The following is an 11,981-nucleotide window of genomic DNA, read 5'->3' on the forward strand; positions in this document are numbered from 1 at the left end:
GCTCAGGGCATCAGGTCTGCGTACAGCGCGCGGGTGGCGTCAGCAATTGCGGACCAGCTGAACTCTTCGGCCGCTCGCTGTCGACCGGCTGCCCCGAACGATGCCGCACGGTCCGGGTCCAGGCAGACTTCGGTCAGCACGCGCGCGAGATCTGCGACGTAGCGGTCCGGGTCAACGGGTGTTCCGGTGCCGTCCTGCACCTGCTCGATCGAGACAAGCCGCCCCGTTACGCCGTCATCGACGACTTCGGGAATGCCTCCCGTCGCGGTACCGACCACCGCCGCACCACACGCCATCGCCTCCAAGTTCACGATGCCCAGAGGCTCGTAAATCGATGGGCAAACGAAAGTCGTCGCGGCGGTGAGGATTGCGGACAGTTCCTCGCGAGGCAGCATCCGTTCGATCCAGATCACGCCCTGTCTGCTCTGTTGCAACTGGCGGACCCCGTCCTGCACCTCGGCCATGATCTCGGGCGTATCCGGCGCGCCCGCGCAGAGCACGAGTTGCACCTCGGGTGGCAGCTGGGCTGCGGCCCGAAGCAGATACGGAAGCCCCTTCTGGCGGGTGATCCGCCCGACGAAGACCACAGACGGGCGCGTGATGTCCAGCCCGATGGTCTGCAGGAACGCCGGGTTGCGCACCGGCTGCCAGCGCTGCACATCGATCCCGTTATGGATGACGTGCACCCGATCCGGGTCGATCTGCGGGTAACTGCGCAGAATGTCCGAGCGCATACCGGCGGAGACGGCGATGACGGCCGCCGCATTCTCATAGGCGAGCTTCTCGATGCCGCTGGAGACGGCATAGCCGCCACCGAGCTGCTCCGCCTTCCACGGGCGCAGCGGCTCGAGGCTGTGCGCTGTCAGAACATGCGGGATGCTGTGCAGTTGTGAGGCGATGTGACCGGCGAAGTTCGCGTACCAGGTGTGGCTGTGCACCAGGTCTGCTCCCCCGATATCGCCGACCATCGCAAGGTCGGTGCCGAGGGTTTGTATTGCCGCGTTGAGACCGGAGAGTTCAGCAGGGGTCCGATATGAGCGTGTGCCTGCTTCATCGCGATCAGCGCCGAAGGCCCGTACCTGAACATCAATGGATTTCCGTAGCGCTGTGACGAGTTCTGCCACGTGAACGCCCGCTCCGCCGTAGATCTCCGGCGGATATTCCTTCGTGATCATGTCAACGCGCATGTCTGAACGCTAGTACAGCGACACCTTCGGGATCTATGGTGGATCCATGGCGGTCCCTCAGAAGGTTTTCGGCATCATCCTCGCCGGTGGCGAGGGCAAGCGGCTCATGCCCCTGACAGCGGATCGAGCCAAACCGGCGGTGCCGTTCGGCGGCCAATACCGGTTGATCGATTTCGCAATCTCGAATCTCATCAATTCCGGTTTGCGGCAGGTCGTCGTGCTCACCCAGTACAAGTCCCACAGCCTCGACCGGCACATCTCGCAGACGTGGCGGATGTCGTCGCTCCTCGATTCGTACGTGACGTCTGTGCCCGCTCAGCAGCGGCTCGGGAAGCGCTGGTTCTCCGGATCTGCCGACGCTATTCTGCAGAGCCTGAACCTCATCAATGACGAAAAGCCGGACATCGTTGTGGTCATCGGTGCCGATCACGTCTATCGCATGGATTTTCGTCAGATGCTCGATGCCCACATCGCGTCCGGCGCGAAAGCCACGGTTGCGGGCATCCGTCAACCGCTCTCTCTCGCAGATCAGTTCGGTGTGATCGACGCCGAGGACGACGGCAGCGGCCGCATCCGGGCATTCTTGGAGAAGCCGACGGATGCTGCCGGCCTCCCGGACGCGCCGCATGAGGTGCTCGCGTCCATGGGCAACTACATCTTCGACACCGATGCGCTCATCGAGGCTGTGCAGGCCGATGGCGAACTCACAACCTCCGGCCACGACATGGGTGGCGACATCATCCCGTATTTCGTAGATCGCGGCGAGGCCGGTTACTACGACATGAAGGACAACGATGTTCCGGGTTCGTCGTTGCGTGATCGCGCTTATTGGCGAGATGTCGGAACGATCGATTCGTTCTTCGATGCACATATGGATCTCATCTCCACACTGCCCGTGTTCAACCTGTACAACACGGCCTGGCCGATTCGCACGCAGAGCGTGAACGCACCGCCCGCAAAGTTCGTGCGTGATGCGGTCGGACGCATCGGCAATGCGATCGACTCGATCGTGTCGCTGGGCTCTGTGCTGTCTGGCACGCATCTCGAACGCAGTGTCGTGGGTCCGGGGACGCTCGCGGCCGGCGGGTCGACGATAACCGACTCCGTGCTGTTCGACCAGGTGATCGTGGGCCAGGGTGCACGGGTACATCGAGCGGTGCTCGACAAGAACGTCGTCCTCTTCGACGGTGCAACCGTCGGCGTCGACCGGGAGCGTGATCTGGAGCGAGGCTTCACCGTAACCGACTCCGGAATCACCGTGGTCGGAAAGGGTGTGCAGATCGAACGCTGATCTGCGCGCTACGCTCGATCGCGTGACTGCTGCGCGTTTTCTCGTCGTTCTTGATGCCGATTCCACTCTCATCCGCAACGAGGTGATCGAGCTGCTCGCTGACGAAGCCGGCAGACGCGCCGAAGTGCAGGCGGCTACTGAGGCCGCCATGCGCGGCGAGATCGATTTTGCGGCGAGTCTGCGTTCGCGCGTCGCAGCGTTGCAGGGGGTGCCGACATCCGCGTTCGAGCGCGTGCGTGCGCGCGTCGAGCCGACACCGGGCGTGCGCGAACTGACGGATGCTGTGCACCAGCGCGGCGGCATCGTCGCGGTCGTCTCGGGGGGATTCCACGAGATCCTCGACCACATCGCCCCGGCACTGGGCGTGGATCGCTGGCGGGCGAATCGGCTCGCCGTCGCCGATGACCAGCTCACCGGTCAGGTCGAGGGTGAAATCGTGGATGCTGCCGCGAAAGCGCATTCGCTCATGTCTTGGGCGTCCGAGCTCGGCGTCGCGCCGCACGCGACGATTGCGATCGGCGACGGCGCCAACGACCTGCAGATGATGGCGGCGGCGGGTCTCGGACTCGCGTTCAACGCGAAACCTGCAGTGCGGGAAGCGGCAAGCATCGTCATCGGACCGCAGGATCTCAGCGAGGTCATCGCTCTACTGCCCTGAATCAACCGGGTCTTGTCCGATGTCAGAGGTGCCGCGCTCGGTCCCGGCATGCATGCCCACCGGCCCCGGAGCGGCTGGTGACTCTGATTAACGAGTCAGTGTCCCATTCCCAGTCCACCGTCGACGGGAATGACAGCGCCTGAGATGTAGCCCGAGTCGTCACCGGCGAGCCACGTCACGACCCCGGCAACCTCGTCCGGCGTGGCGAAGCGTGCGGCAGGAATGTTCGCCTTGTACTTCTTCTGCGTCTCTTCCGGCAGCTCCGCCGTCATATCTGTCTCGATGAATCCGGGAGCGACCACGTTGGCCGTGATGCCGCGGGCACCGAGTTCGCGGGTGAGCGAACGGGCAAAACCGACCAGCGCGCTCTTCGACGCCGAGTAGTTGACCTGGCCGGCGGATCCATACAGCCCGACGACGCTGGAAATCAGGATAACTCGACCGAAACGTGCCTTCAACATGCCCTTGGACGCACGCTTGACCACCCGGAAGGTGCCGCCGAGGTTGGTCGCGACGACACTGTCGAAGTCGTCTTCGCTCATCCGCATCAGCAGCGTGTCTTTGGTGATGCCGGCGTTGGCGACGACGATCTCGACCGGACCGAGCTTCGCTTCGACCTCGGTGTAGGCGGCATCGACCGAGGCGGCATCCGTCACGTCTGCGCGCACAGTGAGCGTGCCCTCAGGACCTTCCCCGCTCCGGGCAGTGACAGCAACACGATAACCATCGCGGACGAACCGCTCGGCGATCGCACGGCCAATGCCGCGGTTGCCGCCGGTGACGAGGACGACGCGTTCTGAACTCATGTTTTCCCACTCCCAAGGCGCACGGTTTGGCCCGAGCTATCCTATCGGGACGGCAGTCCGTGCTGCGTTGGAGCAAATTGACAGAGGTATGGTCTCCTGCCAGCCTGTCAACAACGAAAGGCAGCCTCATGAGCGACAACAACAACCCCCTCGGACCGGACTCGGCTGTTCCGCCCGTTCCGCAGGCGACCCCGTACGCTCCGCCGCCTCCCTACCCGGGTGCTGCTGTGCAACCCAGCACGACTCCCCCGCAGTACGTGCAGCCACAGCAGTATGCACAACCCCAGCATTACGAGCAGCCGCAGCAGTACGTCCAGCCGCAGCAGCCGCAGCACCCGTACGCAGTCCAGCAGCAGCCGTACGCACCGCAGCAGCAGCCTTACGTTGCCCACCAGCCCTACGCCGCGGGCCAGCCATACGCTGTTGCTCCATCGCCGAGCGGTCTATCCGTGACCTCGTTGATCACCGGGATAGCGGGTCTCCTGTTGAGCTTCGCCCTGGTGCCCCTGGCAGCATCCATCGTCGCCGTGATTACCGGACATATGGCGCTCAAGCGCAGCCGGGAGAACTCGGCGATCGGTGGCCGTGGGCTGGCTATCACCGGACTCGTCCTCGGATACTTCGGAGTCGCCATTCTCGCCATCGGACTGATCATCCTCGTCGTCTCCTTGCTCTTCTTCGGCAGCATCGGACTGATGGTGGCCTAGCGCCGTCGATTCACCGCTTTCACGGCATCCGGCAACGTCCACGCGGCGTAGGCTTGAGGTACCGTGAAACGCTCCCACCAGGCCCCCGCAGTCACCTCCCTGCCGCAGTCCCCGCAGGAAGAGGCGACCGGTCGCGCCCGGCGATATGTGCTCACGATGGTGATCCGCATGGTCTGCTTCGCGTTGACGGTCTTGGTGACGCCCTACGGCTGGTACACCTGGGTGTTCGCCATCGCCGCGGCCGTGCTGCCGTATATCGCGGTGGTCTTTGCGAACGCCGTCAGTCCCACAACGCGCACTGCGGCAGAGTCCCCGACGGAGCAGCTGGCTGCCTCTTCCTCAGCTCCTCCGCCGGAGAAGGTCGAGGACCCGCCGGTGATCCGGTTGCAGGAACGACCGAAGGACGCTGAGCAGTGACGCATCAGTGCTCACGCGCCGCGTGTCGCAGCGACGCCACCCAGCAGATCGTCTGGCGAAATCCGCGCATTCACCCGGAGGATCGCGAGAAGATCTGGCTGGCCTGCGATGAACATGCGACGTTCCTCTACGACTATCTCGCCGCCCGGGACTTTCCCGTGACCATACGTGAAGGACTCCCGAAGTGAGCAACCGTTTCGTCCGATGGGGCCTGTACCTCGTTATCGCGGCCGCTTTCGCCGTTGCCTGCGTCTTCCTGTCGAACTGGCAGTTCGAACGGGGCGCGAACCGCGCCGAACAGATCGAGCTCGTCGAGAAGAACTACGACGCTGCCCCGGTTGCGTTGGATGAACTCATCGGGAGCGGCGGAACTCTGGCGGCGGACGAGGAATGGCGTCCGGTGAAGCTCCAGGGCGAGTACCTCGCCGGGGACCAGATGCTCGTGCGCAACCGGCCGCACGGCGGTACCAGCGCGTTCGAAGTGCTTGTCCCCTTCCGGGACACGGACGGTCGCATCTTCGTCGTCAACCGCGGCTGGGTTCCGCCCGGTGAGGGCCCGCTGCCCGATGCTGTTCCTGCGCCGCCCTCGGGCATCGTCGAGGTGACCGTTCGGCTACGTCCGGGTGAGCCCCTGCCAACGTCGGGACGCAGCGCCCCCGAAGGACAGGTGCCGACGATTCATCTGCCGAGCATCGCGGATGCTGTCGGCGGCGATGTCATCACGGGGGCCTACGGTCTCATCAAAAGCGAAGACCCGGCACCGGAAACCGCCCCGGGTGGCTTCGACTCCCCCACTGATGATCCGGGCCCGCACCTGTCGTACGCGATCCAGTGGATCCTGTTCGGCATCATGGGGTTCATCTTCATCTTCTACATGATCCGCACAGAGGTACAGAAGCGTCGGGAAGAGCTAGAGGGACGCCCGACGCCTGTGAAGCGCCCCCGTCGTCGTGATCGCGATGCGGATGTCGAGGACGAGCTGCTCGACGACGTCGAAGCTCGCGTCTGATTCAGTCGCCGAGCAGATCGGGGCGTCGAAGTCTCGTCCGCTCAAGCTGCTGCTCGCGCCGCCATTTCGCGATCGCTCCGTGATTGCCGCTGAGCAGAATCTCGGGCACCGCACGGTCACGCCAGAGCGAGGGCTTAGTGTATGAGGCGTACTCGAGCAGCCCGTCCTCGTGCGACTCCTCGACCAGGCTCTCGGGGTTGCCGACGACGCCGGGAATCAGGCGTCCAACAGCTTCGATCATCGCCATCGCAGCGACCTCGCCGCCATTGAGCACATAATCGCCCAGGCTGACCAAGCGCACTTCCCCGACAGTCGCGGCGTACTCGAACACCCGCTCATCGATACCCTCATAGCGACCGCAGCCGATGATGAGGTGCTCACGCTGTGCAAATTCACGCGCAGTGCTCTGTCGGAAGACTTCGCCTGCCGGCGACGGAAAGATGAAGGTCGGCTGCGTCGTCGATGCGGTCGCCAGGTCGTCAATGGCACGCGCCCAGGGTTCAGGCTTCATCACCATGCCGGCGCCGCCTCCGTAGGGCGTGTCGTCCACTGTGCGGTGCCGGTCGTCGGTCCAGTCGCGGAGATCGTGCACATGCAGATCAAGCAGTCCGCTTTCGCGCGCTTTGCCCAGCAGGGAAAGCGTCAGCCCGTCGAAGTACGACGGGAAGATCGAGACGACGTCGATGCGGTGGGCTGAGCCAGGCGATGAGTGCATGCGTTGATCGTAGTGATCGATCATTCAGCTGTGGCGTCGGGAAGCTCTTCGAAGAGGCCAGGAGGCGGGGTCACAACGACACGGCCACCGGACACATCAACGGACGGAACGATGGCTTCCACGAAGGGAACCATGATGTCCTGCTCACCGGCTTTGACGATCAGCAGGTCCTGCGCAGGCATGTGCTCGACCCGGACGACCTTGCCGATAACGACATCATCACGCACGACATCGAGGCCGACCAACTGATGGTCGTACCAGGCGTTGTCCTCGGTTTCGTCAACATCCTGATCGATCCAGAGGATCGCGCGCACGAGACCCTCGGCGCTATCGCGGTCATCGATGCCGTCAAAAAACACCACGGGATTGCCGTTCATCACCCGGTACTCGCGGACAACGACGGTCTTGCGGTGCCACGGAGATGCCTCGGGCACCTGCAACGTGAACTCGGCCCCGGTGACGAAACGTCGCTCAGGGTTATCGGTGTACAGCTCCAGCTTCAGCGCGCCTTTGAGGCCGTGAGCCTTGACAAGGCGTCCGACGCGCAGCTGGTTCTTGCCCTGGTTTCGTTCTGTCGACACCACGTCAGTCGTCCGCGACATCAACGCGAACCCGACGCCCATCAGCCAGAGCCGTGATGAGCGTACGCAGTGCCTTTGCGGTGCGTCCGCCGCGCCCGATTACGCGCCCCCGGTCGTCGGGGTGCACGCGCACCTCGAGCAGATCGCCTCGCGGCGAGTTGGAAGCTTCGATGCGAACATCGTCGGGGTGATCAACGATCCCCTTGACGATGTGTTCGAGCGCGGCGGCAAGCACAGCGAATTACTCGGCGTCGGCTGCGGGGGCCTCAGCGGCCTCCGCGTCGGCTGCGGCGGTCGGCTCAGCGGCCTTCTCTGCCTTGGGCTTCACGACGGACTTCTTCGAAGCGTCGATCTCGAACGGAGCCTTGGGCTCTGCAACCTGGACAGTGGACTTCGCGTCCTTGTCACCCTTGAACTTGCCCCAGTCGCCCGTGAGCTTGAGGAGCGCAGCAACCTGCTCGCTCGGCTGTGCGCCGACGGAGAGCCAGTACTGTGCACGCTCCGAGTCGACCTCGATGAACGAGGGCTGCTCGGTCGGGTGGTACTTGCCGATTTCTTCGATGACGCGGCCATCGCGCTTGGTGCGCGAGTCGGCGACGACGATGCGGTAGTAAGGCGCACGGATCTTGCCCATGCGCTTGAGACGAATCTTTACAGCCACGATTCTCCTGAATTGTGTGGAAGGAAACGAACTGATCGCCTGGAGAGTGGGGTGCACAACCCGGCGGAAGCTCTAATGAGTGAACGCGATCTGGATAGAGGGTCGAGAACGTCGTTCGACCTTCTATTCTGCCAGATGCCGGAGGCAGTCGCGAAACCTCAACACTCAGGGTCCAGGCGTGTCGCCGCATCTGCGTGTCAGAATGTGCACGTGCAGCAAGAATTCGCGCCCTCGCCACGCTCCACTGTGGGTCTGGAATGGGAGGTCATGCTCGCTGATCCGAGCACAGGTGATCTCGCCGGGCGGGCGCCTGAACTGCTCGAGGCGCTGGAGGCCGAGAGCGAACCGGAGCGGCATACCGTCACCGGCGAGCTGCTCACCAACACCATCGAGGTCACCAGTGGCATCGGCACGTCGGTGTCCCAGGCGATCGGCGACATCGCCCATGCCATCACCGCTGTTCGCGCGGCGACGGATCCCGCCGGTATTGAACTGCTGTCGGCCGGCAGTCACCCTTTCGCGCAGTGGTTCGATCAGCAGGTGACCGACAAGTCCCGCTATCACCGGATGATCGAACGCACCCAGTGGTGGGGCCGCAACATGATGATCTGGGGCATCCATGTGCACATCGGCGTGGAAGATCGCGACAAGGTGTTCCCGATCATCAATGCGCTGACCTGTTTCCTGCCGCATCTGCAGTCGCTGGCGGCGTCCAGCCCGTTCTGGGCGGGCGAGCGCACCGGATATGCCTCGAACCGCGCCCTGGTGTTCCAGCAGCTACCCACAGCAGGCCTGCCCTGGCCGCTGCAGAGCTGGGCCGAGTTCGAACGCTACCTGGGCGACATGACCCGCACCGATGTGATGGCCGATGCTTCCGAGATTCGCTGGGATATTCGCCCGGCACCGCGTTGGGGCACGATCGAGGTGCGTGCCTGCGACGGTTTGTCGACGCTCACCGAACTCGCCTCCGTCGCGGCGCTCGTGCAGGTTCTCGTCGAGCATTTCTCGCGGATGCTGGATTCCGGTGAGCCGCTGCCGCAGATGCCGGCCTGGTTTCACCGCGAGAACAAGTGGCGTGCGGCTCGGTATGGTTTGGACGCCCGACTGATAATCGATGCCGACGGCTCACAGCAGCCGGTACGGGATCATCTGCGGGAGCAGATCGCTGCGCTCACCCCAGTGGCGAGAGATCTGGGGTGCGAGTCCGAGCTCGCATCCATCCACACAATCCTCAGCGAGGGTGCCAGCTATGAACGTCAGCTCGCTGTTGCAGATGCCACGGACGGCGATCTCCACGAAGTCGTACAGCACCTCATCCGTGAGTTCCGCTCCGGGCCCGGAGTGCCAGTGATCTGACTAGTCCTCGTCGACCCAATCGAAAGTGCGGGTCACGGCTTTGCGCCAGCGAGCGAGTCTCCGCTCACGCTCGTCGTCGTCGATGCTGGCACTCCAGCGTTCGTCCTCCCGCCACATGGATCTGAGCTCGTCCAGATCGCTCCACACCCCGACAGCAAGGCCGGCTGCGTATGCCGCGCCCAGAGCCGTCGTCTCGATCACAGCTGGTCGAATGACGGGAACGCCGATGATGTCGGCCTGAAGCTGCATCAGCGTGGCATTGCCGACCATGCCGCCATCGACCCGCAACTCCTGCAACGTGACGCCGGTGTCAGCGGTGACGGCATCCAGCACCTCACGGGTTTGGAAGGCCACGGCTTCGAGAGCGGCGCGGGCGATATGCCCCTTGTTCGCGAAACGGGTGAGGCCGAGAATCGCGCCACGCGCGTCCGGCCGCCAGTACGGCGCGAACAATCCGGAGAAGGCGGGCACGATGTAGACGCCGCCATTGTCTGGCACAGTCAACGCAAGCTCTTCGACCTCGGGGGCTTCCGAGATCAAGCCGAGGTTGTCACGCAGCCACTGCACGAGGGAGCCGGTGACGGCGATGGAGCCTTCCAGTGCGTAGCGGGGCGGCTCCTCACCAAGCTGATACGCCACCGTGGTGATCAGGCCGTTGTCGCTGGCGACGATGTCTTCGCCGGTGTTGACGATGAGGAAGTTGCCCGTGCCGTAGGTGTTCTTCGACTCGCCCCGATCGAACGCGGCCTGCCCGAAGGTTGCAGCCTGCTGGTCGCCGAGGATCGACGCGATCGGCGTGCCCTGCAGCGTTGTGCTGGCAGCTTCGCCATATACCTCGGACGAGGATCGGATGCTCGGAAGCATTGAGCGCGGGACGCCGAAGGCGGCCAGCAGCGATTCGTCCCAGTCGAGTGTGCGCAGGTCCATCAACAGCGTGCGGCTCGCGTTGGTCACATCTGTGACGTGAACCCCGCCCTCTGGTCCTCCGGTGAGGTTCCACAGCACCCAGGCGTCGGTCGTTCCGAACAACAGCTCCCCGCGTTCTGCGCGCTCGCGAGCTCCGTCGACGTTGTCCAGAGCCCAGGCGATCTTGGAAGCCGAGAAGTACGTTGCCAGCGGCAGCCCCGTTGTTTCGGCGAAACGACGCACTCCGCCGTCGGCTGCGAGCTCATCGATGAAGGGCTGCGTGCGGGTGTCCTGCCAGACGATCGCGTTGCAGATAGGCTCGCCGGTCGCGCGATCCCACACGACGGTGGTCTCACGCTGGTTCGTGATGCCGATCGCGGCGACATCGGCAGCCGTGATGTCGGCCTGTGCGACGGCCTCATCGATGACGAGCTGAACGTTCTGCCAGATCTCGCTGGCGTCGTGTTCGACCCACCCGGCTCGGGGGAAGATCTGTTCGTGCTCTCGCTGACCGGTTGCGACGATCGCGCCCTTGTGGTCAAAGACGATGGCGCGTGTGCTCGTGGTGCCCTGATCGATGGCGACGATGTGCATAGGTGTTCTCTCCAGCCGGTGACGGCATTGTCTGCTCTGCAACAGCCTAGAAGAAGACGGACGTGTGACTCAGCCGTGATGCACGAATGTGCAATCGCTACTCACGAAGCGACCAACTGCTCGGCAAGATGTTCGTCCAGAACCAGATCGGTGATCAGTCTGGTCGCGATCGCCCCGCGCAGGCTCGGCAGCTTCTGTGCGCCCGAAACCACGCAGATTCGCCGCGATGATCGAGCCAAGACCGAAAAAGCCGGCCCGGTCGCACGACTGTTCAGCTGGATGTCGCGCCAACTGCCGTCTGGCCGGTAGAACACGGTCGCGATGTCGCCGACGACGTGCTCATCGCGCAGGCTCCGGTAATCGGCCTTCTCCAGGTATCCGCCGATGTACACGCGGCTCGGGATCTCGGCGAACGGCGACCCGAGACCAAACAGGATCACGTCGGCGCGCGCCTGCAGGTCGAGGACTCGCCGGGTACTGCGCTCACGCCACATCGCCTCTTTCGTGGCCGGGTCGTCGAAGAACGCCGGTACCGGAAACTGCTGGATGCTGGCGCCGAACGCCTGCCCGAACCGGTGCAGGATCTCACTGGCGTAGTCGACGCCGGTCGTGAACGTATTCCCAGCGCCGTTGAGTTGCACGACCGTCGAGTTATGCGTGTCTTTCTTCGGCAAATGGCGACTGATCGCGTCAAGCGTTGATCCCCAGGCGATGCCGAGCGTCATGTTCGACTCGAAGTACAGCGGCAGCTGACGGGCAGCGCTCATGGCTACGCGTTCGAAGCGTTCGACATCGGACAAACCCTGCGGGGTCGGCACAACGTGTGCGGCGATGCCGAAACGCGTCCGGATGGCCTCTTCCAATCGCAGCTCCTGCTCCTGCGGCGGGTGAATCTGAATCTCGACCAGGCCCGTGTCCCGTGCATGGGTCAGCAGCCGCGAGATGGACGAGCGCGACGTCGCCAGTTCTCGAGCGATGGCATCCATCGTCATGTCCTGCAGGTAATACATCTGGGCCGCGCGCAGCGCAGAGGCCGCCCGCGGATCACTCGCTGGCCGCTCGACCATGGAAGCCTCCTTGCACGTTCGTGCAT

15 protein-coding genes are annotated in these 11,981 nt (G+C 63.9%); 7 read left to right on the forward strand and 8 right to left on the reverse strand.

Annotation, left to right across the window (positions count from 1 at the left end; all coding sequences use genetic code 11):
* Positions 1-2: 2 nt before the first annotated feature.
* Positions 3-1,187: a glycogen synthase gene (gene glgA / locus ACSU1L_RS03030; RefSeq protein ID WP_439254680.1), complete on the reverse strand. Its 1,185-nt coding sequence runs from the start codon at positions 1,185-1,187 to the stop codon at positions 3-5.
* A 46-nt stretch (positions 1,188-1,233) separates the two neighbouring features.
* Here glgA and ACSU1L_RS03035 point away from each other — a divergent pair, with 46 nt between their 5' ends.
* Both ACSU1L_RS03035 and serB read left to right on the forward strand, forming a co-directional pair.
* Positions 1,234-2,478, forward strand: a complete 1,245-nt coding sequence (locus ACSU1L_RS03035; RefSeq protein WP_438254658.1) for a glucose-1-phosphate adenylyltransferase — start codon at positions 1,234-1,236, stop codon at positions 2,476-2,478.
* A gap of 22 nt (positions 2,479-2,500) precedes the next feature.
* Positions 2,501-3,136 (forward strand): phosphoserine phosphatase SerB, encoded by a 636-nt coding sequence (gene serB, locus ACSU1L_RS03040; RefSeq protein ID WP_438254659.1) that lies wholly within the window; start codon positions 2,501-2,503, stop codon positions 3,134-3,136.
* A 95-nt stretch (positions 3,137-3,231) separates the two neighbouring features.
* Here the strand turns inward: serB and ACSU1L_RS03045 are convergent, their stop codons facing one another.
* Entirely contained in the window at positions 3,232-3,942 is a 711-nt protein-coding gene (locus ACSU1L_RS03045) for a beta-ketoacyl-ACP reductase (RefSeq protein ID WP_438254660.1), read from the reverse strand.
* Positions 3,943-4,070: 128 nt separating this feature from the next.
* Here ACSU1L_RS03045 and ACSU1L_RS03050 point away from each other — a divergent pair, with 128 nt between their 5' ends.
* The 4 genes from ACSU1L_RS03050 (at position 4,071) to ACSU1L_RS03065 (ending at position 6,075) form a co-directional block, all read left to right on the forward strand.
* The gene (locus ACSU1L_RS03050; RefSeq protein WP_439254681.1) at positions 4,071-4,649 is read left to right on the forward strand and encodes a DUF4190 domain-containing protein; all 579 of its coding nucleotides are present in this window, start codon (positions 4,071-4,073) and stop codon (positions 4,647-4,649) included.
* A gap of 63 nt (positions 4,650-4,712) precedes the next feature.
* Positions 4,713-5,066, forward strand: a complete 354-nt coding sequence (locus ACSU1L_RS03055) for a DUF3099 domain-containing protein (RefSeq protein ID WP_438254662.1) — start codon at positions 4,713-4,715, stop codon at positions 5,064-5,066.
* Positions 5,063-5,254: a hypothetical protein gene (locus ACSU1L_RS03060; protein ID WP_438254664.1), complete on the forward strand. Its 192-nt coding sequence runs from the start codon at positions 5,063-5,065 to the stop codon at positions 5,252-5,254. The genes ACSU1L_RS03055 and ACSU1L_RS03060 overlap by 4 nt, the downstream gene beginning before the upstream one ends.
* Positions 5,251-6,075, forward strand: coding sequence for an SURF1 family cytochrome oxidase biogenesis protein (locus ACSU1L_RS03065; RefSeq protein ID WP_439254682.1), 825 nt, complete (start codon positions 5,251-5,253; stop codon positions 6,073-6,075). The genes ACSU1L_RS03060 and ACSU1L_RS03065 overlap by 4 nt, the downstream gene beginning before the upstream one ends.
* Before the next feature lies 1 nt (position 6,076).
* Here the strand turns inward: ACSU1L_RS03065 and trmD are convergent, their stop codons facing one another.
* From trmD to rpsP, 4 genes are read right to left on the reverse strand one after another with little or no spacing between them, the layout of a single operon-like run.
* Complete coding sequence (trmD, locus tag ACSU1L_RS03070; RefSeq protein WP_438254667.1) at positions 6,077-6,790, reverse strand: tRNA (guanosine(37)-N1)-methyltransferase TrmD; 714 nt, start codon at positions 6,788-6,790, stop codon at positions 6,077-6,079.
* 20 nt (positions 6,791-6,810) lie between these two features.
* Positions 6,811-7,392, reverse strand: coding sequence for a ribosome maturation factor RimM (rimM, locus tag ACSU1L_RS03075; protein WP_438254669.1), 582 nt, complete (start codon positions 7,390-7,392; stop codon positions 6,811-6,813).
* Positions 7,376-7,606: an RNA-binding protein gene (locus tag ACSU1L_RS03080; RefSeq protein WP_438254670.1), complete on the reverse strand. Its 231-nt coding sequence runs from the start codon at positions 7,604-7,606 to the stop codon at positions 7,376-7,378. The genes rimM and ACSU1L_RS03080 overlap by 17 nt, the downstream gene beginning before the upstream one ends.
* Before the next feature lie 6 nt (positions 7,607-7,612).
* On the reverse strand, positions 7,613-8,032 hold the full coding sequence (gene rpsP, locus ACSU1L_RS03085) for a 30S ribosomal protein S16 (protein ID WP_438254671.1): 420 nt from the start codon (positions 8,030-8,032) through the stop codon (positions 7,613-7,615).
* Positions 8,033-8,242: 210 nt separating this feature from the next.
* On the opposite strand from rpsP, the gene ACSU1L_RS03090 reads away from it, so the two are divergent.
* Positions 8,243-9,388: a glutamate--cysteine ligase gene (locus ACSU1L_RS03090; RefSeq protein ID WP_439254683.1), complete on the forward strand. Its 1,146-nt coding sequence runs from the start codon at positions 8,243-8,245 to the stop codon at positions 9,386-9,388.
* Here the strand turns inward: ACSU1L_RS03090 and glpK are convergent, their stop codons facing one another.
* Entirely contained in the window at positions 9,389-10,888 is a 1,500-nt protein-coding gene (gene glpK / locus ACSU1L_RS03095; RefSeq protein ID WP_438254673.1) for a glycerol kinase GlpK, read from the reverse strand.
* Positions 10,889-10,989: 101 nt separating this feature from the next.
* Positions 10,990-11,955, reverse strand: coding sequence for a sugar-binding transcriptional regulator (locus ACSU1L_RS03100; protein WP_438254674.1), 966 nt, complete (start codon positions 11,953-11,955; stop codon positions 10,990-10,992).
* Positions 11,956-11,981: the final 26 nt, after the last annotated feature.

The sequence above is a fragment of the Microbacterium sp. A94 genome (genome assembly GCF_051842855.1).
Lineage (GTDB): Bacteria > Actinomycetota > Actinomycetes > Actinomycetales > Microbacteriaceae > Microbacterium.